Here is a 25,669-nt window from a genome sequence, read left to right on the forward strand (position 1 = left end):
AAATTAAGCTTCTAGGTGAATTTTTTGCAGGTTTTCAATGACACTGCTGCACCAAAACACCGTTCCAGTTAGCTTGCCGACTTGCGATCGCTGCTTCTTCCATTGGAAAGACCTCACCAACTCAGCCAGCGACCCGGCTTTCAGTAGAACCATTCCCGTCTATTGATCGCATACTATCGATGTCGTCGAATTTTACCAGAAGAGATTAGAAAGCATTGCTAAGCTAATAGACCTTTAAAAAGTATAAAGTAGAAGCTTGAATTGGCAAAGGGTGGAGGGGACAATGCCTGTCAAAGGATTTCTAAATTTGGAACAGAAAGAGGGATTGCAAACGCTAGTACGCAGCAATAACTATGAAAGAATAAGAGAACACGCTTTGATACTGTTACTTCAAAACGATGGTAAAACCTATGAAGAGATTGCTAATTTTATTGGTTGCGGGTATAGAACGGTAGCGCACTGGTGTGTGCATGGCGAAGAGCGACAATCTAGAGAGTTTAGAAGACAAAAGACAGAAAGGTAATCACCGAAAAGCGACAAAGAAATATATTGAATTATTGCTAGAAGTAGTGGAACGCCCCCCGCAGGAATTGGGTTATGAATTTGGCAAATGGACAGGAGAAAGATTATCGATTTATCTACAACAGCAAACAGGAATTAAATTAAACAGTAAACAAATTAGTAGAATATTGCAAAAAAAACTACGTTTACATTTGGGCAAAGTACAGCTTAGAATCTAAGCAAAATCAGACACAAAGAGCAATATTTCGGGAGAAGCTAGAGACTTATTTAATAGCTTCTTTTCACAGTGCAGACATGATGAATTTTGGGATAAATACTCTGCTACTTGTCTTTCGACCAAGGTGGATTGAATATTTTGCAGTAATGTTTTTGATTCGGCTATGCTCAGTCCTAAGTTTTCTGATTGTAAAGAACTGCGCTCAATTTTACTAACTTCTTGAATGACTTGAGTTTCACCATTATCTAATTCAACGACAACCTGAATCTTGATTTTCACTTTAGCTGCTCCTCTGTTCAAATAATATTGATTCTCGATCGCCTGTTGCATATTGTTTGAGCCGAGAATTGATATGATTGAGGTCAAAATGATTGACCAGTAACCATTGACGGAGCTGAAAAATATCTTCTATACTGTCAGAAATCTTCTCTGCTTCGACAATTTCTGTGAGCCGTTTGGCGATGTAGCCGACCCAGTATTGCTGTTTTTTTGCCATGAACTGCCACGCGCCACCACAGTCTTCTGGAGGGCAAGCACGTTGACCACTAATGCAGATTGGCTCTAAGCTGCTCGATTTGGACGTGATAATTTTTTCGACTCGAATTTGATGCTGCCAATAATCGCCGAAGTCATACTCGTATAAAAACCGTTCAAGCTCACGCCAGCCCAAGTTTGCTAATCTGACTTTCCGGGGATCGTCAGCGAAGGAAATACCGCCGATTTGAGCGATCCCGTAATTCTTGCCGTGGATGACGAAGCGATGCAAAGGAGAGTCCGTCCATCCCATTGCGATCTGAATGATGTAGTGTAGATCCGCGATCGTGCTGTTGCTGCGAACTTTGATGCGCCGCCAAATCATGGGACTAATGCCCAGGATGAAAATTTTGAGTTGATAGACGGTTATTTGCTTGGAGTCAGAAATGGAGCCATTTTATTGCATTTCGGGTCTTTCATCTCCCCCGAAAATAATCACTCTCCAAGTAGAAGCGGTATTGTGGCAGAAAATAGTGTAGGTGCGATCGCAATTTGCTTATTGCCAAACCTCGGCGTAATCTTGAACAAACTGCTCAAAACTTATCGGTTGCTTGCCTGTAACTTGCTCTACGGCTGGCGATACCGTCGCTGCTTGTCCTGCTTTGTAACTAGCATACAATTCTAGTAAGGCGTTAACTGTTGGTTCGGGCATTCCCGCGCCTTGCATTCCTTGGCGTACAGGATCTTCGGGAACATCTACATAATTGATTGTTCTACCCAAAACTTGAGATAAAATAGCCGCAGCTTGACTATGCGACAATGCTTCTGAGCCTGTAATAGTGTAAGATTGCCCTTCATGACCGCTAGTTATTAAAGCAGCCACCGCTACAGAAGCAATATCACGAGTATCGACAAAGCTAACTTTCCCTTCTCCCGCATTTAGATAAAAAGCATTGTCAGATTTAATAGTCTCTGCCATTGCATTAACAAAGTTTTGCATAAATCCATTGGGACGCAAGAAAGTAAAAGCAATTCCTGAAGATGCGATCGCATTTTCCATTTCAGAATGCCATTTACTCAACGCAATTCTTGGCTGTGCTAAGGCGGAGAGTTTTACAATTTGCTGAACGTTTGCTCTTTTTGCGGCTTCAATCAAAATAGCTGTAAGTTCAACCATGTTCGGCACAAAAGGACTGACTAAGAAGACTTTATCTACTCCCACCAATGCAGATTGAACAGTCTCCGGGCGATCTAAATCCATTTCCACAGGTTCAGCACCAGCTTTTTTTAGCGCCTCTGCTTTATTCATTGAACGCACTGCTACACGCGGTGTTATTCCAGAAGCAATTAGCTGTTGGACAACTTGACTGCCTACATTACCTGTAGCGCCAGTAACAAAAATTGTGTTGCTCATGTTTTGCTCCTTATTTAGTAAATTTGAGCGACTACAACGAGCCGCTCACAAACTTTCTACATATCAGTAATTACGGCTCTAAAACGTACTTCACCATTAGCTACGCGATCGTAGACACGGCTAATATCGTTTAAAGAGTAAGTTTCAGAAATTACTTTTACTTTCCCTTTGGCGACATAATCTAATGCCTCATAGAGATATTCGTCACCGTTTTGCATTGAACCGATAATGCGACTGCGATTAGTAATAATATCTCCAGTTACTTCTAATGGTTCTTCAGAAATTCCCATCAATACCATGCGTCCATCAGAGCGTAAACCTTTTAATGCAGCGCTAGCGGATTTATAAGAGTTCCCTGTAACGAGAATTACATCCGCGCCGCCCATTTTTTGCAGTGCTTCAGCATCAGCAACTACTTCATCTGCGCCCAAATCGCGGACTAACTTCTCTTTATTTTTAGAGTGGGTAATTGCAATAGTTTCAAACCCCGCAGCTTTAGAATACTGCACAGCTAAATGACCTAAACCACCAATGCCTAAAATTGCTACTTTTTCGTGGGGTTTGGGATCGGCAAACCGCAAACCGCTCCAAACGGTGTAACCAGCACAAAATACGGGTGCAGCTTGTTCGTAGGATATGCTATCGGGTAAGAGCATCGTGCTATCAGCGTAAGCAAGCATATATTCAGCATGACTACCTTGAGTTTGCACGCCTGTACCAATTTGCTGTTGACAAAACATTTTTTTGCCCCGCAAACACCACTCGCAACGCCTGCAACCTGATTGTACCCAAGGTACACCCACGCGATCGCCTACTTTTCTAGATGTTACTCCTACTCCAACTTCTACAATCTCCCCAACGGGTTCGTGTCCTAACGTGCGGGGGAATTGTGTTGGAATAGCACCTTTAGTAATATGAACATCGGTGTAACATAGTCCGCTTGCACCAATTTTAATTAATACTTGGTTTGCACTGGGTTCGGGTGTGGGAACTTCTCTGATTTCCCAAGGACTATTTAAGGCGGGAACAATAGCAGCTTTCATCTATTTAGTCCTTTAATTGCTGTAATTGAGGCAAAGTTGAGCATTTAGGTACAGTTTTTAGCATAAAAAACTGTTTTTAATCATCTATCGCTGGTTTACTTGCAGAGACAATATCGATAATTAGCTTGTTATGGCGACGAATAATAGTTAAAAGCGATCGCATTCCTACTTATTCGTGAGTTAGTAATTTATGTAAGTCGTCAATACTAGCAATTGGTTGATTGTTCATCCCCACAATTACATCTCCTTCAACGAGTCCGGCGGTTTGGGCAGGACTAATAATCTACTACACCGATTACAGATTGAGAATAAGCATCAAGTAGCCTTTGATCGGAAGTTAGAACAGTTTGGGGCATCATCCCCTCGTCAAAGTTCCTATTTGATATCAGTTGCAGATTTTGGTTCATACAACTCCTGCCTTTTTTGTTTAGAGAGGGCGTTTTAATGATTCTGCCAACAAGCTCCTCTTTTTGCCAAGAAGGCACTCAAAAGTGCTATACATACCTTATGGTGCGTAACTATCCAGAAATTAGCGTATGCAATGCCGAATGTCCCTCGCGGCAAGTTCTAGACTTGATTGCCGATAAGTGGAGTGCGATCGCAATTTATCGTTTATCAAAAGGTACAAAGCGCTACAACCAGTTGCAGAAAGAAATTGGCGGTATATCTCAAAAAATGCTCACCCAAACTTTACGCAACTTAGAACGCGATGGGATTGTAAATCGCAGGGTTTACCCAGTAATTCCGCCAATGGTTGAATATTCTTTAACGCCATTAGGGGAAACATTAATTGAACCATTGTCTCAGCTTTGCAAGTGGGCGGAAACACATATACCTGAAGTAGAAACAGCGCGAGATAGATACGATCGCGTTTAAATTAGCTAAACTTCGTTAAGCAGTGGGCTATTATAGTTTAGCTATCAACCCCATAGTAGAAAGTTGAAGTTGCTTGATATGTCATTTAAACCGGAGACAATACCAATAACAGATGAACAGCGAGAAGCAGCAGAAGCAGAAATTCGTGAGAAGCAGAAACCTGTTGATTATGATACAAAAGAATATCCTATCGAAATCTTGATTCAGAAGTATCAGGATGGAATAGATAACAGTACGAACGAATTATTTATACCAGACTATCAACGAGAGATGGCTTGGAATGAAGAAAGACAATCAAAGTTTATTGAGTCTGTGCTTCTGGGTTTACCAATTCCCTACATTTTTGTTGCTGACGTTCGTGAAGAGGAAGAAGATTTAGCACGATTAGAAATTATAGATGGTACGCAACGTATTCGGACTTTAGCAAAATTTCTTAATAACAAACTTATATTAAGTGGTTTAAAGAAATTAGAGCAATTAAATAACTTTAACTTTAAGGATTTGCCACTAGCTCGTCAAAGACGCTTTATGAGAACTACTATCCGGATGATTCAACTTACTGAAAACGCAGATGAAGAAATCCGAAGAGATATATTTGAGCGTCTCAACACAGGTAGTGTAGAACTTAATGAAATGGAAAAACGCCGAGGCATACAGCGCGGCCCATTTCTAGAACTAATTGAGGAACTTTCAAAAAATTCTAAACTTCGTAATCTGTGTTGCTTTAGTGACGCGGCTATCAACAGACGTGAGCCTCAAGAATTTGTGTTGAGGTTTTTTGCCTTTTTAAATAGTTATCAAAACTTTAATGCGAAAAAGATCAATAATTTTCTTGATGATTATCTTGAATCAGTCAACAAAGATCCAAGTTTTAAGCATGAGACAATGCAATTGGAGTTTCTATCAATGATAAATTTCATAGAACAATATTTTCCTCAAGGCTTCCGCCAGGGCAAAAATTATGACAAGACAACTACTAGAATTAAATTTGAGTCTTTGTCTGTGGGAGTTGCCCTTGCATTAAGAGAACAAAGCAATATTAAGCCACAGTCTACACAATGGTTCAATTCAGTGGAGTTCAAAGAATTTACAAGTGGGGATGGGAGTAGTTCAAAAGTGAAAGTCATTAAGCGAATTGAATATGTGTGCGATCGAATATTAGGCAGATGATAATCACATTATTTCAAGATTTTGAGCTACGCTCTAAAGAAGTTAGTAAGTATTTTATATTTTTAAAAAATTTAGAGCAAGGCACAGTTCAGTTAAGTATGCAAGATAGGGGTAGAAAGCCTAAAATCCAAAAAATAAATTCTGATTTAGAAAAAACATTGAAGGCTAGTGGATTTCTACTTCTCTACAATCTAGTTGAATCTACTATGCGAAATGCTATTGAAGTTATATTTGATGAATTACGGAGTCAAAAAATTTCGTTTGACGAAGTCAGGGCTGATATAAAAAAAATAGTACTCAAAAATTTTAAAAAATGTAGTACCGATAAAATACTTGAAAATATTACAAAAATATCTCTTGACATTATTGCTGTATCCTTTGATAAGGAAAAGCTTTTTTCGGGTAATATTGATGGAAAACTGATTAAAGAAATAGCTAAGGAGTTTGGTTTTTCATGTAAGACAGATTTTAGGAAAACAGGAGATGGCAAGGATTTATTAACTGTCAAAACTAATAGAAATGATTTAGCCCATGGAATTAAGTCTTTTGCAGAAGTAGGAAGGGATAAGAGTGCTGACGAACTTTTGAAAATAAAAAGCAACGTAGTTAAATATTTGAGAGGAATACTATTAAACATTCAGGAATATTTGTCAAATCAAGAATACTTAAAACCTTAATTGTTAAGTATAAATTCATTAAATAAAAAATTTTTAGAGATAACAAACCATAAACTATACACAATCTTTAATCGATGTGATGAGCATTAAGCTTAGACTCTTATTTCAGCAAGTAAAACATGAGTGCTAACTATTTTTGTTGATTTCGTAGTTAAGTGGGAATGCGATCGCCCAACATTAACACTTGTAGCGATCTCATTATTGTTATGTTAGCTTTGATGCTGAGATAGTTTTAGCGCCAAGCTATAGTTAGGGTTCTGTATGCCCAACTGGTGCGCCCCACTAATTGTGGAAGTGTATGCCGCCCATGTGTTTTAACTATTTTATCAACCCGAAAGTTGACTCTAATTGGTAGAGCGATCGGTGTATTACCGATCGCAGAAATTCAATATCGTCGTACTAATCAAATTCGTGCCTTGAATCAAAAGCTGCATCAAGACAAGCGGATAAATCTTAGTTTAGTACCGATCGCCGATGGTTTGACTTTAGCAATGAAACTGCCCTAGGATTTTCCTCTTAAATTTCGCACTTCGCCCATATTGTGTAATTTCCTTCCTTAAAAAGGGGGTAAATTAGAATATTGCTAAATTTAATTTATCGCCTCTTTTTCGTTTTCGGCGATCGCAATTTAAAAATAGCGATTTATATTTAAAAGTCGGTGAATTATTAGGATAAACGCGATCGCGCTTTACCTTACATTTATTCAAGATCGATGTTGTATTGTTCTCGAATAGACTCTGAGTTGAATATTGCATTATTTCGTTTGCGAATGAAGTTAAATTCTTTGAATAGAGTCTCATTCTCATTAAGGACTTCAGGTCTTCTATGACCATCTTTGATAGTTAGAATTTCTCTCTCGTAGCATTCGAGAGTTGTAAGAGCCATGCTAGTTATACTTGAATAAGCCAATCTAATATAGTAATCGTCAGTTGTTACAAGGATTGGAGATACATGATTTCCATCACAAAGCGCAAAATGAACCCACCGCTCAAACTCCCCAAACATAACTAAGGTTGGGACTGTTATTTTTTCCACTATAAACTCAAGTTCAGATGCTACATAAGGTTGATAGTAACTATATTGAATGGCTTTCTCTAGGGGCATACAGCCAAGAGCTTCACCCTGCCAAGGTGAGGGAAAAAGCATACAGCCATTTGTCCACTGATACAATTCTTTAATTTCTTGAGTAATTTGAACAGGTATATCTTTGAAGTGGTTGTCAATTTCTTCAGAGGTTAGCCCTGGCCCTAATAATTCTGCGACACCTGGATGATTCTGCCACAGCCAATATTCAAGCCGATCGAGGGTTTCTGTTAAAACTGTCATAAATTCAATTTTTTACTTCTAAGCTAGTTTATAAACAGATTTTGTTATGTCAATAAATACTTTGCAGTTTTACGGGCGAAATAAATGGTTGTGTTCGGGATGGTATAAACGACTTCGCATTTCACCCGTATTTTGTAATGCTGGACTAATTACATACAAGGTTGTGCGAATTAAGTTCTCTTTTTGAGTAACTTCTGCAATTCGGTCAAGGGGTACTACTAAAATTTTTTCATCTACCCAACCTAAACGAAAGCAAATAGCTACGGGGGTTTCGGGTGCGTAGTGTTCTAATAGTTGAGCTTGAGCATTATCTATATGACGAGCGCTCAGATACAAGCACAAACTAGCTTTATGGGCGGCTAAAGAGGCTAATTCCTCGGTGGCGGGTACTTGGGTGCGTCCGCTAATGCGACTGAGGATAATTGTCTGTACTCCTCCTGGAACAGTTAATTCTATTTTCAGTTTGGCGGCGGCGGCTTGAAAGGCGCTAATTCCGGGAATAACTTCAAAAGGAATATCGGCGGCGGCGAGAGCTTGCATTTGCTCGTGGATGGCGCTGTAAAGGCTCGGATCTCCCGATTGTAAGCGAATTACTGATTTACGCGATCGCACTTTTTCCACCATCAAAGGTAAAATTTCCTCCAATGTCTTATTTGCAGTACGAATAATCTCCGCATCCGGGCGACATAACTCTAATATCTGTTTGGGTACTAAGGAATCAGCAAATAAAATTACATCTGCTTGCATTAAAAGTTTTTGCGCCTTGACGGTAAGTAAATCCGGGTCGCCAGGGCCTGCGCCCACGAGGTAAACTGCGGGTGCTAAAGGAGTAATTGGCGTTGATTGGAGAAGCTCGGACTGAGACATAAAAAAAGTTTTACTAATTTTCTATTTTTTTGCGGAATGGACTAATTGGCTCGTGGAGTAAGAAATGGTAGATGCACCCTGGTTAAGCTCTAGATTTGACTCTAGAGCTTTTTTTTATAAATTTTATCTCCGGGACAATTATTTGTCTTCTTTTCTCACTGGTGCAACATCGGGTAAAGACCGCTTGTAAAGGTATAGCCAAGCTAATCCCGCTAATCCTAAACTAATACCCGTCAAACTTACAACTTGAGCTATCTTCAACCATCCCAGCATCAAGCTATCGGTACGCAATCCTTCAATCCACAAACGCCCCAAGCTATAAGCAACTAAATAAACTAAAAATAACGTTCCGGTTTTGAGTTGCTGTCCTTTCCAACCCCGAAAAAACAGCGTCATTAGTAAGCCAAATACCATTAAATTCCACAGCGACTCGTACAAAAATGTGGGGTGAAAGTAAGCAACATCAGCAAATTGAGAAGGGCGATATTGTGGCTGTATGTATAGCTTCCAAGGTAAATTAGTGGGACTTCCAAAAGCTTCGGAATTAAAGAAATTGCCCCACCGTCCGATCGCTTGTCCTAAAATTAACGAAGGTGCTACTAGGTCTGTTAGTTGCCAAAAGGAAATATTTTTAACCTTAGCAAAAATTAGCGCCGCGATCGCACCACCAATAATTGCGCCGTGAATTGCTATCCCACCTTCCCAAATTCTAATAATTGTCTCTGGATTTTGGGAGTATTGCGACCACTCAAAAATAACGTAGTACAACCGCGCTGAAGGAATTGCACCAATAATTAGCCAAATAATCAAGTCTCCTAGCAAATCGGGGTCAACCTGGCGGCGTTTTGCCAAATACTGAGAAAGATTTATCCCAATTAATACCGCCGAAGCGATGAGTAAACCGTACCAGCGAATAGTTAGCGGCCCAAGTTCAAACAAAACCGGCCCTGGAGACGTAAATTGAATCGCCAAAGGTAATTGGCTAATATCTGGCAACATCTAATAATTCCTCAGAAATATTTATTATCCCGTGCGATCGCCTAGGCAAAATTGGTTGTCTCATCGGCAATAAGTTAAGGTCGTAATATATCTGTTTTTATATCCAAAATTACTTTTATGGGCAGCCTAGACCAAACTCAACTTCCACAAACTGCCACTGTTACTTTAGAACAACCTGGTTCAAGTCCGCTATTAGGTTTAAATCTACAAGAACTAACAGACTGGGTAATCTCTCAAGGACAACCCGCCTATCGTGGCAAACAATTACACGATTGGATTTACCATAAAGGGGCGCGTAGTTTTGATGATATCTCGGTTTTTTCTAAACAGTGGCGAAGTAGCGTTTCTCATGTCCCTATTGGACGCTCTACAGTACATTTGCGATCGCAAGCACCAGACAAAACTGTAAAATATCTACTGCAATTAGCCGATAATCAAGTAGTGGAAACGGTGGGTATTCCTACCGAAAAACGCCTAACTGTCTGCGTTTCGAGTCAAGTCGGCTGCGCGATGGCTTGCGATTTTTGTGCTACAGGGAAAGGTGGCTTCACTCGCAATTTATCATCGGGCGAAATTGTCGATCAAGTTTTGACCGTCCAAGAAGATTTTAAACGGCGTGTCAGTCATATAGTATTTATGGGGATGGGCGAACCGCTATTAAATACTGATAATGTTTTAAAAGCTATTGAATTACTCAATAAAGATGTAGGTATTGGACAGCGCTGCATAACTCTTTCTACTGTTGGCATTCGTTCGCGCATTCGTAAACTCGCTAGGCATGAGTTGCAAGTAACTCTTGCTGTCAGTCTTCACGCTTCAAACCAAAACCTACGCGCCGAACTTATCCCTAGCGCTAATACTTATTCTCTGACCGATTTAATTACTGAATGTAAGGAGTACGTGCAAATCACGGGGCGACGAATTAGTTTTGAGTATGTTTTGCTAGCGGGGGTAAATGACTCACCAAGGCAAGCAACAGAACTTGCTCAACTGCTGCGCGGCTTTCAGTGTCATGTAAACTTGATTCCCTACAACCCCATTGCGGATGCAGATTACGAACGCCCAACTCCTCGTGCGATTCAGGCTTTTGTAAATGCCTTACAACAGCAACAAATCGCCGTTAGCGTGCGTTACTCGCGCGGACTGGAAGCCAACGCTGCTTGCGGACAACTTCGTACTACTACGCAAGTTTAAACGGCAACTATCAAGTCCTGGGGCATAGGACTCTATGACTTTGCTAGTATCCGAACAAGTAACCAGTAAGTAGTCGCAAGTTGGGCATTGTGTCCGAATTATATTGCTTTCGGCTATATGGTGACGTTCACCTTCACTACCGCAGTTTGGACAGCGTATTGCTTGAATTAATTGCATTTTTAGTACCTTTTTGAGCGATTGTGAGGAAAAACAAATTAAAATGAGAATTTACAGAACTTAATCAATCTAACAGAATCTTTTAGTTTTTAAATGAACATAAATCGCAATGTTTGTAACTTCCTATGTTTATTGTGTAAGCCTGTATCGGTGCTTGTCCTGCAACTTTAGATAGAGTCTTAAAACTTTTTTTTGTGTCTTTTGCCTTGAATTTCGATGATCCCCGCCGCTAATCTCTTTGTATTCTAGCTTCGATTTCTAAATTGCTCGTAAACTTAATCAAAAATTAAGCCTTGGGAAACTAATTAATTGTTAAGTAATTTATAAAACAAGTGCGATCGCATATATTTATGTTTTTCCCCCTATTTACTTAAACTTTGAATTAAAAGACAACTTAAACTTATACACTTTTGCTGAGGACAATTTCGTAAGAGGTGCAAAAATGACTCATTCGCTGATTAGGGAAACGTTATACAAACCCCTATACAAACCAAATCAAATAATTTGCGGTACAGGTCAAACAGTAGTTGCGACCGGGTGGACGGTAAAAGAAAGCGTCTCCAAACACCTACAACAACACGAATACGCAGGTATAGGAGCTTGTTACAGCCCCACTAGAGGCATTTCGCTATTAATTCGCAATCTCTTAGCAAATCCCAATGCACGATATTTAGTAGTTATCAACGCTACGAAAGAAGACCGCAACGCCGGAGCGGGAGAGTGTTTAATTGACTTTTTCCGTAACGGTTTTGAATTAGGACTCACAGATACAGGTAAGCAGTGTTGGCTAATTCGCTCTAAAGCAACGGGCTATATAGATATCGAAATTCCTAGAGAAGTATTAGAACAGTTACGCCAATTGGTAGAATGGGTGGAAGCTAAAACCATTACTGAAGCGGTAAATAAAGTCAAAGCTTACGCGCTTAGAGAGCCGTTAGAGCCTTGGAGTAATCCGTTAACCTACGATTTAGCCACAATAGAACCGACAGTATTACCAGGGACGCGCTACGGACATCGCATCGAAGGGCGCACAATTGCCGAAACTTGGGTAAAAATTGTTCACCGGATTAAAACTACTGGGACAATCAGACCGACGGGCTACGATGGACAATGGCAAGAATTGATAGATTTAGTCGCAATTGTCACCGATGAACCGGAGGAGTTTTACTTTCCCGAACCTAATTATCTACCATGCGATCGCACTTTTATCAATGAGTACGTTTCACAAATATTAGATGATGCGCCAACGGTGGAAGGAGTTAAGTATACTTATGGGCAAAGATTGCGATCGCATTTTGGTATTGACCAAGTAGAACAAGTAATTGATAAATTAAGCAATGATATTGATTCTGCTAGAGCAGTAATGTCTTTATGGGATGTGCAGGACGGCGAAGCGAATAACAGTCCCCCCTGTCTCAATCACATTTGGGTAAGAGTTGTAGATAACGAGCTATCTTTAACTGCTACTTTCCGTAGCAACGATATGTTTTCCGCCTGGGTTGCAAATGCGATGGGATTACGAGCATTACAAAAACATATTTTAGATCGAGTGTGCGATCGCGCTAACCATAAATTACAAATGGGGGCATTAATTACTATTAGCCAAAGCGCCCATATTTACGATGATTGCTGGGAAAATGCCGATAATTTAATTCAAAATCAGTACAAAAAGCTTGTAGCACAAAGAGATTATGCCGATCCTTCTGGTAGTTTTGTAATTACTATCCAAGATGACACAATAGTTGTCGAACACATGACCCCCGGAACGGGAGAAGTTGTTAATTGTTATTCTAGTAAATCTGCAAAGGTGCTTTGTAGACAAATCGCCGCCGATTGTCCGGCTTTACAAGTTGGACACGCAATGTATTTAGGAAGTGAATTACAAAAGGCAGAATTAGCCTTGTCGAGAAAGCTAATCTCTTTGTACGAGCAAGATAAATAACTCGAATAAAAATTTTATATTTGTTTACTAAAACAAAATATAAAAGGCATCTTTATGGAAACCAAAGATAAAATAGCAAAAAATAACACTGTAAATTTACTATCTTTACTATATATAGGTAATAAATCAATATAAAATTATAAGTATTTTCTCCGTAGACGCATAGCACAAATAAAAATAATATCTTTTTATTGTTTCGCAAATTTTATAAAAATGGCTATTTTAAGCGATGAAGATATTAAGCGGGAAATAGGAGAAAAGCTTTACATAGCACCATTTAATCTTACAAAGCTTAAAGGGGCAAGTTATAACTTGACTGCTAGTAAACTTGCTTGGAGCTTATCATCAAAAAAGAGTATATACGATGATACAACGAATAAAATTATTATTCCTGCCTCAACGACTGCATTAATAGAAACTCATGAAGTTATTTGGGTTTCTCAAGAAATATGTGGAAGTTATCATTCAAAAGTCCTTCAAGTATCACAAGGTACAGGACATATTGGAACGACTCTCGATCCCAATTACATAGGATTTTCTCTAATAGCTGTTCATAATCATAGTTCTAATCCAATAGAGTTAGTTCCAGAACGAGACGAGTTTGTTACTATAGTATTTCAATATTTATATACAAAATCATCTAGGGAATTGCATGGTAACACAAGTGGAAGAATAGAAATTTTAGAACAAATAGGTATAAAACTTACTGACGAAGAGAGGCTTGTCTTCAAAGAAGATTTTACTTATAATTCAGAAACACTAAAAACGAAAATGGAGCAATGTGAAGACTATAAGAAAATTAAAGGCAATCGTGAAAATACAGCAGAAATAATACAAGTTCAACTTAACCGGAAATCTATAAACTTCAAATTGATGTTAATTTTTTTTGGAATCATAGGAGCATCAGTAATCTTATATGCTGTTATAGCAAACTTTAGTGATCAATTTTGGTATGCGTCTGTTACTTCTGTTATAGATAAAGTTATACCTTCTATTATTGCTGTTGTTTTTGGTACTTGGGTTGGATTAAGTATTAGTCCTACTATGCATCCGAAAAATAAATAATTTTAAATAATGAGTTACCGGAGTGATAATGAAACTAAAAATACTAAAACTGAATGATGCAGCGATTATTCCTAAATACGAACATCCAAACGATGCGGGACTGGATTTGATTTCTATAGAAGAATTAGAAATTCCTTCTGAAGAGAGCAGATTAATACATACGGGAATTTCAATAGAGCTACCTCAAGGAACTGAAGCTCAAATTCGTCCTAGGAGTGGTTTAGCTCTCAAACATCAAATTACAGTTTTAAATACTCCGGGTACTATAGACGAAGGCTACCGAGGAGAAATAGGTGTAATTTTAATCAATCATGGCAAAAATTCTTTTAAAGTCACAAAAGGTATGAAAATTGCTCAGATGATTGTTACACCCGTTATTCATGTTGAAGTTGAAGAAGTTGATAATCTAAACGATACCTCTAGGGGAACGGGAGGTTTTGGCTCAACAGGAATCACCGCCAATGTCTAAATCTTATTTCCTATAGGTTATATACGAGCAAGGGTAACAACTTCAGCTTGGTCTTGATACTTACCTTTGCGATCGTCGTAACTTGTAGCGCAAGGTTCACCTTCTAAAAATAGCAGTTGTACTACCCCTTCATTAGCGTAAATACGACAATCTGCACTAGAAGAATTAGAAAACTCTAAAGTTAAATGCCCTCGCCAAGCCGCTTCGGCAGGAGTTAAATTTGCAATTATTCCACATCTTGCATACGAACTTTTACCAATACAAATAACTGTAATATTTGCGGGAACTTCTAACTTTTCTAATGCTACTCCTAAACCGTAGGAATGAGCAGGCAAAATGAAATATTTGCCACTATTATCTGTATGCAATTGAGTTTGTTCTAAGTTTTCAGGATTAAAGTTTTTTGGATCTACAACTGTTCCGGGAATGTGCCGAAAAATGCGAAACTCGGCGGGTGAAAGACGGATATCGTAACCATAGGATGAAAGTCCGTAGCTGATTACAGGCTGTAATACTGAGTCATGTTGATGTTTTCTAACTAATTGTGGCTCAAAAGGCAAAATCATACCTTCGGTAGCCATTTTAGTAATCCAAATATCGTTTTTAATCACAGCATTACAACTAAATCAACAGACTTACTAGGATACCTGAGATCGGAAATATATTACCTTTTGAGTATATTAAATCCTTAAGGTTGGTGACTGCGGCGAATTTCGGTAATTTGGTCAGCTAGTTCTAGAATCTCTGGGGGCATTTCTGCGCCTGTCAGTACAATATCTACATGACTAGGACGCTTTTTGATAAATTCCAATACTTCATCTAGAGGAATTAAGCCATAAGAAATCGCTAAACTCAATTCGTCTAGCACCACAAAAGCATATTTACCTTCAGATACAACTTTTTGTGTATGCTGCCACAATGCGAGTAATGATTTTGTTTCAGCTTCGTCTAGTTGGGGTGTGTCAATATAACGGGGTAAATCGCAGCGAATCCAATCTAAGTTTTGTCCCAACTGTACCGGATTCTCAAAACCTTGTCCTATCCCGCCTTTAAGAAACTGAACGATCATTACGGGCGTACCTTGTCCAGCAATTGTTAAGGCTTGCGCCATCACACTTGTGAAAAAGCAACGGGGAGAACAGGTAAATACTTGCACAAGCCCCGCGATCGCATAAGGTAGGCTATTAGCAGTAGTTAAGGCGGGGTTTTCTAGCTGGGCAACCATAGGACAACATTTAACCGTTGAAGGAAAATAATACAGATATATAGCGTATTTATTAGCTAAGTCCTTTGATTTAACACTAGATATGAGTAGAGGTCAACAGCTAAAAGATAGTTGCTTTTACTAAAAAACTATCTGTAGCTTGAGGTAGAGGAGTGTAAGAGGCGATCGCAAAATGTCATAAACTTGGCTCTATTCTTATAACTAAACGAGCAATCCTCATGTCCTGGCAACGTCCCGATGGTAGACAAAGCGAACAGTTACGTCCGATTAGCTTTGAGCTTGGGTTTACGCGCTTTGCAACAAGTTCGGTTTTAACTAGATGCGGCGATACGCAAGTTCTTTGTACAGTAACGATTAGCGACGGAGTACCTAAGTTTTTAGTTGGTTCAGGAAAAGGCTGGCTAACGGCAGAATATCGAATGTTACCCGGCGCAACTCCCCAACGTCAACCCAGAGAATTATTAAAACTATCGGGACGCACTCAAGAAATTCAACGCTTGATTGGACGCAGTTTACGCGCAGCCGTTGATTTAGAGGCACTAGGGGAGCGGACAATTACTATAGACTCTGACGTACTCCAAGCCGATGCTGGAACTCGTACCACCTCTATTACTGGGGGCTTTGTGGCGCTATCAGAGGCGATCGCCTCCCTGATAAAGCAAGGAGTTTTAGAAAAATCTCCCATTCGTCACCAAGTAGCGGCGGTTTCTGTGGGAATACTCCAAGGCGAACCCTATTTAGACTTAAACTACCCCGAAGATGTAGCCGCCGAAGTAGATTTAAACGTAGTTATGGACAGCAACCTAGGAATTATAGAAATTCAAGGAACTGCTGAAGAAGGCAGCTTTAGCCGGGTGCAAACTAATTTAATGCTCGATATTGCCGAAAAAGGTATCAAGGAACTGTTTATCGCACAACAGCAAGCGTTACGCACTGAATGAACTTTCACAGCAAATAGAACGATTAGGCAAGACTTTAGCAATGGTCTTTGTGATGGTGGCGATCGCTAGACTGTTAGTTAAGCGATCGCCACAAAGCCTTATACACTACTTGGCGCAGTAACTAATACCTCCCCTTTAAGCATCCTTTGAGCCGCATCTAGTAAAGCTTCTTCAAGATAGGGCTTAATAAAGTAACCGCTTGCGCCTAGTTGAATTGCCATTTGGCGATGGCGATCAGAACCACGAGAAGTTAGCATAGCAATGGGTAAATTTGGAAAATTAGCGCTTTCGTGGATGCGCGATAGTAATTCCAAACCATCCATTCTCGGCATTTCGATATCGCAAAAGACGATATCGCAAGGTAGCCCATCATTAAGCTTGTCCCAAGCTTCCTGACCATCACGAGCTTGCTCTGTGCGGTAGCCAGCATTATTAAAGGTCATTGACAGCAGTTCTCGAACGGTAATCGAGTCATCAACAATCAATACCATTGGTTCAGTTTTAACGGCAGGTCTAACAGGGATTCTTCTATCTCCAGAATCCGGCAAATTAATCGGTTCTCGTTGTAGCCGTCCTGTAGCTAGAGCCATTAATTCTAGTACGTCAGCAATGGGCATAATTCGCCCATCTCCCATGACTGTAGCTCCCGAAACTCCCAAAGGTTTAGGCGCGGGGGCTTCAAACTGCTTAATTACAATTTCTTGCTCTCCTAGCACTTGGTCAACTTGCACTGCCATAAAGGCGTTGCCACTGCGGAGGACGATTAGTGAAATCGTGTCTTCTGATCGACCGCTACCGTAAATACTGCCACGACTGAGATGGCGATTGTAGGTTAAAAGTTCTTTCAGGTGTCTAAATGGTAGCAAGGAGTTATCCCGCCAAGGAAGACAGGTTTCTCCTTGGGCATTTGTAACTACATCTTTAATTGGCAATTCGATCATTTGCTCTACTCCATCCATGGGGAAGGCAATACGAGCTTTATCGCTCAAGCAATACAACGCCTTACAAATGCTCAAAGTTAGAGGTAAGCGGATGGTAAAAGTAGTTCCCACTCCTAAAGTAGAGTCGGTACTAATTGAGCCACGCATCCCAGTTAAGCTAGTTTGCACGACATCCATACCAATGCCTCGCCCAGCAAATTCATCAACGGTATCTTTAATACTAAAGCCAGGATGAAATAGCAGGTTGTAGATGTCTAAACGCGCCATAGTTTGAGCTTTTTCTGGAGAAACCAGCCCTTTTTGAATGGCTTTAGCTAAAACTTTTTCCGTATCAATGCCCGCACCATCATCAGTTATAGAAATAACGGTTTGATTGCCTTGGTAGAATGCCTGAACAGTAATTTTACCAGTGGGTGGTTTGCCGTTACTTAAGCGCACCTCTGGGGTTTCTATGCCGTGAGCAATGGCATTATTAACCAAATGCGTCATCGGGTCGTATAGTTGCTCCAACAGCACTTTATCAATTAAGGTATCTTGACCGTTAATAATTAGTTCCGCTTCCTTACCAGACTTGAGCGAAATATCTCGGACAGCGCGGGGCAATCGACTAGCAATCTCGGCAAACGTGACCATGCGCGATTGCGTTACACCTTCTTGCAATTGAGTTGTAACTTGGCGGAACTGACGAGCTACTTGATCGGTTTCATCGGTAACAAATTCAATGTCCGAAGATGATTCGCGCACCCGGACAATCAATTCAATCATTTGCTGCGTCAGAGTATGAAAGCCTGTAAAGCGATCCATTTCCAACGAGTCAAAATCGTGACCTGTAGAGTGAGTATTGCTATTATCTGAGACAATAGCAGCAGATCCTTCTTTTTTGCGATTAGTGAGAGAACTTTGCAACAGACTTCGTTCGTACAATTCCTGCATCTTGAACCCTACTTCGCTGAGTTGTTGGACTTTATTGAGTAGGTTATCGAGAAATTGTCTGAGTCTTTGTTGGTCTTGTTCTAAACTGTTGCGATAAACAACCAGTTCCCCCACGAGGTTACTAATATTGTCTAAGTGCTTGACGGGTACGCGCATCATTTGCTCAAATACTGCCCGTTTTGGACTAGCAGTCAGACTTAGTTCTGTAGCTTCTACACTTTGAGCTATATTTGCAGCGCTATCCGTGGGCGGATCTAATTGGAGAACTGTAGAAGGACCAAGGATTACAGGAGGTTGTTCTAGCAGCTTGTCTAAATCGCCAAACTCATAGTCTAGTAATGGATCGGTATTTTCTAACTCTTGAGCGTAATTGAATTGCTCTAACCTATCATCAACTTGTAAGTCATCTTCAGCAGCAAATAGATTTTCTTCCTCTGCTGCGGGTGCAAAGACTTCATCGTCCCAGAAGCTATCGCTTTCAACCTTGCCGTTTTGGTTTTGAGGATTGTCCTCAAATAAATCGGTAAAGTTAAATTGGGCGGCGGGGAATTCCTGAATGGTAGTTTGAGTTTCTGTAAACAAATTATCCAGCGCCAGCATTTCGCTTTGAGCTTCCGCATCAAGGTAATCTGGGGTTTCGGTATTTGTTTCTAACTCAAATAAATCAGTAGTTTCTTGATCGCTAGTTTCAAACTCGTCGAATAAATCGTTGGCGATCGCACTGGAGCTTATATCTTCCTCAGTATCCCAAGCTGGTAGGGCGATTAAAGATTGCCATTGTTCGCAACTAATTATTTCCGTAGCCTGTCCTGTCGCCACCAATTCTTGCGCTTGCTTGAGTTGGGTAATCACAAGGGGCGCTAGAGTCCGGTAGGTGTTTTGGGGATTTGCGATCGCACCACTAGCTGTTTGGCAAAGCTCCATCCAATTAGGTAAGCCAAATTTTTCTCCTAACTCAATTAATTGCTGACAGTATTGTTGCAGTTGTTGGCTAACGGCGGGGGATTGCGGTTGCTTAAATAGCTCCAACATCTGCCGCAGTTGTAGAGGTACATCGTTTTGGAAAGCCGCAAGTATTGGTGCTTCATTGGATTGGGTATCAATGCGATCGCCAGCAGCTAAATGTTGGTCAATTTCTGTGAAAACTGGCTCTATTTTGCTCATCAAAGCCCCGGCAGTTTCGTCGCTTAAGGTGGCACTCTCCAAATGCTCTACCGAAGTGCGTAACGTGTCAAACACTTGCAATAACAGCGATTCTAGTTCGCGATCAACTTGCAGATTAGGAGAATCTTTGAGAATTTTAAAAAAGTCTTCAAAACGGTGAGCTATACGCAAAATGCTACTAATTCCTAGCATTGCGGCTCCACCTTTGACCGAGTGAGCGGCTCTAAATAAGTCGTTGACCATTTCCGAGTCTTGGAGCGTGGTTTGCAAGTTCAGCAATCCTTGCTCAACAGTAACTAAGTGGTCTTTAGCTTCTTCAATGAAGTAGCCCAAAATACGCTGTTGTTGTTCTGGCAGCATAGTAATAGTTTGATTTATAGGGTTTAGGTATGGAAGACAAAATCGTTGTGGGTGGCTTTGGAGGTTTTTAAGCTTGCCTTACACCCGGAATCGCTCGACAGAATTTAGCAAGTCTCCGGCTACTCCAGCCAAGCTTTGCAAGGAACCAGAAACGCGCTGGGCTTCTTGAGAAGTTTCTTGGGCTGTTAGTTCTACCGACTGCACTACAGAGGCAACTTGACGAGAAGTTTCTGTTTGCTGGACTGTATCGGCGGTAATGGAGCGCACTAAAGTATCAATCCGATTTGATACTTGAACGATGTCATTGAGTGACTTTTTAGCTTGTTCTGCTAAGTTAGTTCCTTGAATAACCTGTTGAGTGCCTTCTTCCATCGCTGTCATTACTGAACCCGTCTCAGTTTGGATTTGTCTAACGACTTGTTCGATTTCTTTCAGGGCTTTGGCAATGCGATCTGCTAGTTGACGGACTTCATCCGCTACGATCGCAAATCCTCGCCCAGCTTCTCCGGCTCTTGCTGCTTCAATACTGGCATTAAGCGCCAATAAGTTGGTTCTAGAAGCAATTTGTGAAATTAAAGCAACAATTTTTGATATTTCTTGCGATGATTCTGCCAATCTCTTAACTTTGCGCGTTGTTTCTGCCACAGTTTGGCGAATTTCCATAATTCCTTCCACTGTCCGATCTACGGCTTCACCACCTTTAAGGGCGGTCGCGGAGGCAGAACGGGCAACGGTTTCGGCTTCTTTGGCGCTTTCGGCTACCCGTTGAATTGCATCGGTTAGTACCTGCACAGAATTTAGCGTGACAGCTAATTGCTCCGCTTGACGCAGGGCATCGGAGGATAAATCGCGGGCAAAAGATTCACTATCTGTTGCACCTTTATTTACTTGCTGGGCGGCGGTTTTTACCTGTTGAATGATTTCGCGCAGATTGTGAATTGTCAAGTTAAAGGAATCGGCAACGGCTCCCAAAACGTCGGCGCTAACCTCCGCTTGAACTGTCAAGTCGCCACGAGCGGCTCCTTCTACGTCATCTAGGAGGCGAATTACTTGGCGTTGTAGTTCTTCTTTAGCTTGTTCTTGTTCTAAAGCTTTGCGTTGCGCTTCTCCCGTTGTCTCTGATAGTCCTTTGACCATAGTGTTGAAATTGGTCGCTAGTAAACCAAATTCATCTTGGGAATAAACAGTCGCTTGAGCATTGAAGTTGCCAGTCCGCAGAACTTCAAATTGGGCTTTCAAATCCGCCATTGTTTGGCTGCGGTATTTTGCTGATTTACCTTCCATAACTTTAGTAGTAGCAAAACCTGCAAGTCCGGCGGCAGCAGCCATAGCTAAACCGCTATTGCGCACGGCAGCGCGACTATCAACGGGCGATAATAGTTGCCCTCCCAGAGTTACGGCCGCTACTACTAAAGTAGAGACAAATCCTACTGTTACCGCCGTTAGGAAAGGTTTTTTTTCGGTGTTAGCATTATCCCAAAGATTTAACAAGCTATCTTTGTCGCTAGATTTGCTAGCAGCTACAGGTTCTTGCTGGTAGTTTGGGCTGGAATCTAAAGCATTATTAATGCTAAATACTTCTGCTTCTGCCTGAGCGATCGTTTCTGGCAAGAAAAAACCACTACTTGATTCATCGTCGTCATCAGGAAGTAAAAGCGGGCCTGACATATCTTCTAGAGAAGATGAATCCATTGCGTCATCAGCGTTAGTGTTTTCCTCCTTGTAGGAGCGCAAGTCAAGAGAGTTGGTTTGATGGCTTTGATTACTGGTATCAAAGTAGTCATTGACTTGGTCGCCAACAGCCTTATCTTCAGTAACTTGCCCTGCACGATCGCCGTTTTGGCTTAAAAACCCATTTTGCTCAAGATTGGCAGCTAAGTTCTGCTCGTTATTGGCAATATTTTCTATATCTTCTTGGGTATCAACCAAATGAAACTTATCGAAAGCGATTTCTTGAGTCAAAGTATCTTGAGATGACTTGCCTACAACTAAAAAAGTTTGGTCTTCACTGCTGTCGGTTTCTGGTGATAAGTGAGAATTACTGTCTCCATCGATACCAAAAAACTCATCGCTGGGGCTATGGTCAATAAGCAAATTGTCTGAATTTTCTTGTTCAGATTCTTGAGACTGGTTCCAGGCAAAAGGGTTAGCAGAAGTTTGGAAATCATTGCTGGCGACATCAGCATTTTCTAAATTGCCAAAATCTTCCTCTAAAAAATTTTTGCTGCCAAAGTCAAAGCTAGGATTAGGAACATCTGCTGCTAATGGAACTACTTGGAGAGCCGGTAATGAAACATTTTGTGGTTCAGCACTAATTAAAAAGGTATTTTCTAATTCTGACTCTTGAGAGTTTGAGGTTGCCGTGTCTTGAGTTTCGTACTGATTAACAGCTTCAAGACCACTGCTGGCGCACTCAATTAAGTCTAGATCGGTTGTTAAGTCCAGAACTTTTTGATACTGTTCTTTTGCTACGTTGTACTGCTCTAAAATGCAGTAAATGTGACCTCGCAACAAACGACTGCTGGGGTCGGTGGGAAAATGCTCGACCAAGCGGTCAACTAGGGTTGCCGCTTCTGGATAGTTGCCTTGAATATAAGCTTTTTGTGCCGCTTGATATGCTTGTTCGCGATCGTTGCTTGATGTCATTTGCCCCTCTGCTTGCTGAGATTTCATGCTTGCCATAGCCTACTTTGTATGATTGCTTTTTGCTCCAGCAGTTGCAGGCTTTTATTGGTAAGCTCATCTAGCATCCACTCACCGCGTACAAATACGTTTGCTGTACTGTCTGGATTGTTTATTTGTTGTACTTCTTCCACATCTAGCCATTCCATCCCCACTATGCGATCGACGGCTAACCCAACCATAATCTCTTGTTCTTCAACGGCGATGACCGAAATCTCCGCTCGTTCTGTATTTAGAGCATTTGGTTCGCCCAGAAAGTAACCTAGGTCGGCAACCCAAATTACTCTACCGCGCAAGTTTAGCGTCCCTAAAAGCGCGTAAGGGGCATTGGGAATTGGTGTAATTCGATCTAGAGGCGCGGAAATTACTTCACGGACTGCTGTTGCTGGGAGGGCAAATTCTTGATTTGAAGCTACGTAAAAACGCAGGTACAGTTCGCCTTCTTTGCTTTCTAAGTCTTGAAATTCAGTTAAATGTTGCTTGGGGCTGCTACTGGTTAACGAGTTGGGTTCCATAGTGTTCAACCTCGAAGTAATTGTTTGACTGTTCCAACCAATTCTTTTGGTTGAAACGGTTTGACAATATAAGCATCCGCGCCTTGTTTCATTCCCCAGTAACGGTCGAATTCTTCGCCTTTAGAGGAACACATGACTACTGGTACACCCTGGGTTTTGGGGTCGGTTTTCAAGCGACGACACACCTCGTAGCCATTCATTCTGGGCATGACAATATCTAGCACAACTATATCTGGACGAAAACTTTGGATTTGTTCCAATGCTTCCATGCCGTCTGTCGCGATCGCTACCACTAAGCCACTACCTTTGAGAAGATCGGTAATCATCTCTCTTTGGGTAATACTATCTTCTACAACTAAAACTGTACTCATAATTGCTAATTTGCCTTTTGGTTCAAACGCTCCCCTACGGAAACGAACTACCATGGTTTATCCTAATAACGTTTAATCAATTTAAGTAACTGATGACTAGAATAGTTACTTTTTGACTAAATAGTAACGATGAAATTATGTAAGCTAATTTTTTATATAGATTTTTATTTCATCGAACTTTCAAGTAATAATGCGCCTAGCGTGTAAATAAAACATCTTAGAAAAGTTGAAAAATACACGTTAAATATTTCATGTTTAAGATCAATCCTCAGTTTTGATGGAGATTTAGACTAGCGTCTCTAACTAAACTACAAAACAAACTTAACGCTACCAGTGCTATGTATCCAAGCGAAAATTCACTGAGAACTAGGTCAAAATAGATTAAAGCAAGCTTTTATATCAGTGAATGTACGCAGAGAATAACCAGGTAAGAAAATTATTGATGGCTCAATTTATTTACTAAGTTTTGGGTAATCAATAATGCTAGGAAAATTTAGATATTTTTCTAGTAATGTTAATAATTGGGTTTCGGTAACTGGGGCAACTAAATAATCTGTAGCTCCAAGCATTCGGGCTTTGATGCTTTCAATATAAAGGCTTTGAGGACTCAAGATTATAATCGGCGTAGCTCGAAACAAACTAGAGCGCCGGAGCATTGCACAAAATTCGTAGCCATCTAGGGACGAGGATGATGTTGCTAAGTCACAAAAAATCAAATCTGGCTTGACTTGAAATACCTGGCTAAGAGCCGTAGCCGCATTCTCAAAAAAAACAGCTTCGATTTGTTGATGGTACTGGCTCAAAACAGATTTAAAAACTTGAGAATTTGCTGAGAACTCAGTAATACAAGCAATTTTTAGGGTTTTGGCGGGCGAAAAAAGTTGCAGGTTCTCGGTATGAGCAGCGATGCTATTGGTAGGGGGAGACACTAACTGTACCCAACCTTTTTGAATAAAGGGATAAATTGCTCTAGCAACAGTCACTAACTCTCGGTTGAGATAGCGGGCTAATTGCCGCAAAGAAGTTTTGCCGTCAGCCCAATGCTCCAAATGTTGCACGGTAGAAGCAGGCAAATATTGATGCAATTTTAGTTTGTCTGTAATTATTGGACACTGATGCAGGGAAGTGATGTGAGGATGGAGTTGCTTCCATTGTTGCATCTGCTGCATGGTTTTTATGACTGCGGAGCTAATTTTTAGGGTAGTTAACTGCGGTGCTAAGGCAAATCCGCTTTCAAAAATAAAAGTGCCTTGATGCAAACTGAGCAAGTCAAATAGCGTTTCATGAATAATGCTATGAATAATTCTGCGTCCCTGACTTGGAGTTAGGAAATTATGTTCTAGCAGCGACCACAAATAAGTATATTCAAGGATATTATTGGCTTGACTACAGGAAAGTTTTAGATTGTCAAGGGTGGGAGCTACTTGATAGCGGTAGAGATAATCGCGCAGGCGCAATAAATCGTTATTGCTATCAGTGGTATAGATAATTTGACCATTGAGAAAAAAAATAAACCAAGAGCGAGTTGGCAAAGATGAAGAACTGTGTAATCCTAGGCTTGGATCTATATCTCGATTGGGAGTTATGCGATCGCCATAGGCTTCTATAAATAGTTCGCCAGTTCGCTGACCAACTTCAATCAATTGGAGAATACTACGGATATCGATTTCATTTAGATTTCCTTGCATTTAACTAAACGCTCCCATGATTTTAATCAGTGTTATGGTCTGAGTTAATTCTGCCCAAGGATAGATAAAAATGTCTCTATGGAAGTAAAAATTTATGCAAGATTGTATGGACTTAAGAAATCTTATTGTTAAAAAGTTAAAAATTATGAGCGCACCAATTAGTGAGTGGATAAATAGCAAGTTGAGGCAACGCTGGGTTTAATTAGGTTACTTAAAGAAGGATTTTAGTTGCCGATATGTAACAAATAATCTGCAATCACGTAGTCTTAGAGCTTATATAGTAGCTAGTAGTACTGCCTTAGTTAGTCCAAAATCAAAGCAAAAAAGTTTGGCATTTAGCGATATGCAAGCCAAGGTAAAAGAAGAAAACTTCTTTATTTTGCTTTAAGGGCTAAGTTCAATGTCGGCGGACTAAAT

27 protein-coding genes are annotated in these 25,669 nt (G+C 40.6%); 10 read left to right on the plus strand and 17 right to left on the minus strand.

Annotated features, from left to right (window positions below):
- Positions 1 to 3: 3 nt before the first annotated feature.
- Positions 4 to 153 carry a hypothetical protein gene (locus tag SYN7509_RS30075; RefSeq protein ID WP_158506137.1) on the minus strand — a complete coding sequence of 50 codons (150 nt, stop codon included), beginning with the start codon at positions 151 to 153 and terminating at the stop codon, positions 4 to 6.
- 317 nt (positions 154 to 470) lie between these two features.
- Here SYN7509_RS30075 and SYN7509_RS29110 point away from each other — a divergent pair, with 317 nt between their 5' ends.
- Positions 471 to 740 carry a helix-turn-helix domain-containing protein gene (locus SYN7509_RS29110; RefSeq protein ID WP_009634537.1) on the plus strand — a complete coding sequence of 90 codons (270 nt, stop codon included), beginning with the start codon at positions 471 to 473 and terminating at the stop codon, positions 738 to 740.
- On the opposite strand, the gene SYN7509_RS0206255 is transcribed toward SYN7509_RS29110, so the two are convergent.
- From SYN7509_RS0206255 to SYN7509_RS31260, 6 genes are all read right to left on the minus strand, one after another.
- Complete coding sequence (locus tag SYN7509_RS0206255) at positions 737 to 1,018, minus strand: hypothetical protein (RefSeq protein ID WP_009634535.1); 282 nt, start codon at positions 1,016 to 1,018, stop codon at positions 737 to 739. The two genes, SYN7509_RS29110 and SYN7509_RS0206255, sit on opposite strands and share 4 nt — an antisense overlap.
- 1 nt (position 1,019) lies before the next feature.
- Positions 1,020 to 1,661 carry a plasmid pRiA4b ORF-3 family protein gene (locus SYN7509_RS30935; RefSeq protein WP_028954143.1) on the minus strand — a complete coding sequence of 214 codons (642 nt, stop codon included), beginning with the start codon at positions 1,659 to 1,661 and terminating at the stop codon, positions 1,020 to 1,022.
- A 108-nt stretch (positions 1,662 to 1,769) separates the two neighbouring features.
- Positions 1,770 to 2,627, minus strand: coding sequence for an SDR family oxidoreductase (locus SYN7509_RS0206265; RefSeq protein WP_009634533.1), 858 nt, complete (start codon positions 2,625 to 2,627; stop codon positions 1,770 to 1,772).
- A 56-nt stretch (positions 2,628 to 2,683) separates the two neighbouring features.
- Positions 2,684 to 3,670: an alcohol dehydrogenase catalytic domain-containing protein gene (locus SYN7509_RS0206270; protein ID WP_009634532.1), complete on the minus strand. Its 987-nt coding sequence runs from the start codon at positions 3,668 to 3,670 to the stop codon at positions 2,684 to 2,686.
- A gap of 169 nt (positions 3,671 to 3,839) precedes the next feature.
- On the minus strand, positions 3,840 to 3,953 hold the full coding sequence (locus SYN7509_RS31680) for a PDZ domain-containing protein (RefSeq protein WP_202807280.1): 114 nt from the start codon (positions 3,951 to 3,953) through the stop codon (positions 3,840 to 3,842).
- The gene (locus tag SYN7509_RS31260) at positions 3,946 to 4,077 is read right to left on the minus strand and encodes a hypothetical protein (RefSeq protein WP_009634531.1); all 132 of its coding nucleotides are present in this window, start codon (positions 4,075 to 4,077) and stop codon (positions 3,946 to 3,948) included. Before SYN7509_RS31260 ends, SYN7509_RS31680 begins: the two co-directional genes overlap by 8 nt.
- Positions 4,078 to 4,114: 37 nt before the next feature.
- Between SYN7509_RS31260 and SYN7509_RS0206280 the strand changes: the two genes are divergently transcribed.
- The 4 genes from SYN7509_RS0206280 (at position 4,115) to SYN7509_RS30940 (ending at position 6,899) form a co-directional block, all read left to right on the plus strand.
- Entirely contained in the window at positions 4,115 to 4,546 is a 432-nt protein-coding gene (locus SYN7509_RS0206280; RefSeq protein WP_009634530.1) for a winged helix-turn-helix transcriptional regulator, read from the plus strand.
- Positions 4,547 to 4,624: 78 nt separating this feature from the next.
- Complete coding sequence (locus SYN7509_RS0206285; RefSeq protein WP_009634529.1) at positions 4,625 to 5,716, plus strand: DUF262 domain-containing protein; 1,092 nt, start codon at positions 4,625 to 4,627, stop codon at positions 5,714 to 5,716.
- Entirely contained in the window at positions 5,713 to 6,393 is a 681-nt protein-coding gene (locus SYN7509_RS0206290; protein WP_009634528.1) for an MAE_28990/MAE_18760 family HEPN-like nuclease, read from the plus strand. The genes SYN7509_RS0206285 and SYN7509_RS0206290 overlap by 4 nt, the downstream gene beginning before the upstream one ends.
- Positions 6,394 to 6,731: 338 nt before the next feature.
- Positions 6,732 to 6,899 carry a hypothetical protein gene (locus tag SYN7509_RS30940; protein WP_227501478.1) on the plus strand — a complete coding sequence of 56 codons (168 nt, stop codon included), beginning with the start codon at positions 6,732 to 6,734 and terminating at the stop codon, positions 6,897 to 6,899.
- A gap of 193 nt (positions 6,900 to 7,092) precedes the next feature.
- Here SYN7509_RS30940 and SYN7509_RS0206300 read toward each other — a convergent pair whose 3' ends face one another.
- From SYN7509_RS0206300 to lgt, 3 genes are all read right to left on the minus strand, one after another.
- Positions 7,093 to 7,719 (minus strand): hypothetical protein, encoded by a 627-nt coding sequence (locus SYN7509_RS0206300; protein ID WP_009634527.1) that lies wholly within the window; start codon positions 7,717 to 7,719, stop codon positions 7,093 to 7,095.
- 69 nt (positions 7,720 to 7,788) lie between these two features.
- Entirely contained in the window at positions 7,789 to 8,586 is a 798-nt protein-coding gene (gene cobM / locus SYN7509_RS0206305; protein WP_009634526.1) for a precorrin-4 C(11)-methyltransferase, read from the minus strand.
- A gap of 138 nt (positions 8,587 to 8,724) precedes the next feature.
- Positions 8,725 to 9,585, minus strand: coding sequence for a prolipoprotein diacylglyceryl transferase (gene lgt, locus SYN7509_RS0206310; RefSeq protein WP_009634525.1), 861 nt, complete (start codon positions 9,583 to 9,585; stop codon positions 8,725 to 8,727).
- Positions 9,586 to 9,702: 117 nt separating this feature from the next.
- Between lgt and rlmN the strand changes: the two genes are divergently transcribed.
- The 4 genes from rlmN (at position 9,703) to dut (ending at position 14,432) form a co-directional block, all read left to right on the plus strand.
- Positions 9,703 to 10,779, plus strand: coding sequence for a dual-specificity RNA methyltransferase RlmN (gene rlmN / locus SYN7509_RS0206315; RefSeq protein WP_009634524.1), 1,077 nt, complete (start codon positions 9,703 to 9,705; stop codon positions 10,777 to 10,779).
- A 619-nt stretch (positions 10,780 to 11,398) separates the two neighbouring features.
- Positions 11,399 to 12,898 (plus strand): thymidylate synthase, encoded by a 1,500-nt coding sequence (locus tag SYN7509_RS0206320; protein WP_009634523.1) that lies wholly within the window; start codon positions 11,399 to 11,401, stop codon positions 12,896 to 12,898.
- Positions 12,899 to 13,111: 213 nt separating this feature from the next.
- Positions 13,112 to 13,963, plus strand: a complete 852-nt coding sequence (locus SYN7509_RS0206325) for a dCTP deaminase domain-containing protein (protein WP_009634522.1) — start codon at positions 13,112 to 13,114, stop codon at positions 13,961 to 13,963.
- A 28-nt stretch (positions 13,964 to 13,991) separates the two neighbouring features.
- A complete protein-coding gene (gene dut / locus SYN7509_RS0206330) occupies positions 13,992 to 14,432 on the plus strand; it encodes a dUTP diphosphatase (RefSeq protein ID WP_009634521.1) in 441 nt (146 codons plus the stop codon).
- Positions 14,433 to 14,449: 17 nt separating this feature from the next.
- Here dut and dcd read toward each other — a convergent pair whose 3' ends face one another.
- Complete coding sequence (gene dcd / locus SYN7509_RS0206335; protein ID WP_028954146.1) at positions 14,450 to 15,043, minus strand: dCTP deaminase; 594 nt, start codon at positions 15,041 to 15,043, stop codon at positions 14,450 to 14,452.
- A 77-nt stretch (positions 15,044 to 15,120) separates the two neighbouring features.
- On the minus strand, positions 15,121 to 15,657 hold the full coding sequence (locus SYN7509_RS0206340) for a P-loop NTPase family protein (protein WP_009634519.1): 537 nt from the start codon (positions 15,655 to 15,657) through the stop codon (positions 15,121 to 15,123).
- A 218-nt stretch (positions 15,658 to 15,875) separates the two neighbouring features.
- On the opposite strand from SYN7509_RS0206340, the gene rph reads away from it, so the two are divergent.
- The gene (gene rph / locus SYN7509_RS0206345) at positions 15,876 to 16,598 is read left to right on the plus strand and encodes a ribonuclease PH (RefSeq protein ID WP_009634518.1); all 723 of its coding nucleotides are present in this window, start codon (positions 15,876 to 15,878) and stop codon (positions 16,596 to 16,598) included.
- Between the two features lie 98 nt (positions 16,599 to 16,696).
- Here the strand turns inward: rph and SYN7509_RS0206350 are convergent, their stop codons facing one another.
- The 5 genes from SYN7509_RS0206350 to SYN7509_RS0206370 all read right to left on the minus strand — a co-directional run bounded on the left by SYN7509_RS0206350 (position 16,697) and on the right by SYN7509_RS0206370 (position 25,252).
- Positions 16,697 to 19,996 (minus strand): hybrid sensor histidine kinase/response regulator, encoded by a 3,300-nt coding sequence (locus tag SYN7509_RS0206350; RefSeq protein ID WP_009634517.1) that lies wholly within the window; start codon positions 19,994 to 19,996, stop codon positions 16,697 to 16,699.
- A gap of 78 nt (positions 19,997 to 20,074) precedes the next feature.
- Complete coding sequence (locus tag SYN7509_RS0206355) at positions 20,075 to 22,669, minus strand: methyl-accepting chemotaxis protein (RefSeq protein WP_009634516.1); 2,595 nt, start codon at positions 22,667 to 22,669, stop codon at positions 20,075 to 20,077.
- Complete coding sequence (locus SYN7509_RS0206360) at positions 22,666 to 23,193, minus strand: chemotaxis protein CheW (RefSeq protein ID WP_009634515.1); 528 nt, start codon at positions 23,191 to 23,193, stop codon at positions 22,666 to 22,668. The genes SYN7509_RS0206355 and SYN7509_RS0206360 overlap by 4 nt, the downstream gene beginning before the upstream one ends.
- A 5-nt stretch (positions 23,194 to 23,198) precedes the next feature.
- On the minus strand, positions 23,199 to 23,564 hold the full coding sequence (locus tag SYN7509_RS0206365; RefSeq protein WP_028954148.1) for a response regulator transcription factor: 366 nt from the start codon (positions 23,562 to 23,564) through the stop codon (positions 23,199 to 23,201).
- 452 nt (positions 23,565 to 24,016) lie between these two features.
- Complete coding sequence (locus SYN7509_RS0206370; protein WP_009634513.1) at positions 24,017 to 25,252, minus strand: response regulator; 1,236 nt, start codon at positions 25,250 to 25,252, stop codon at positions 24,017 to 24,019.
- Positions 25,253 to 25,669: the final 417 nt, after the last annotated feature.

Source organism: Synechocystis sp. PCC 7509 (assembly GCF_000332075.2).
Taxonomy (GTDB): Bacteria; Cyanobacteriota; Cyanobacteriia; order Cyanobacteriales; family Chroococcidiopsidaceae; genus Aliterella.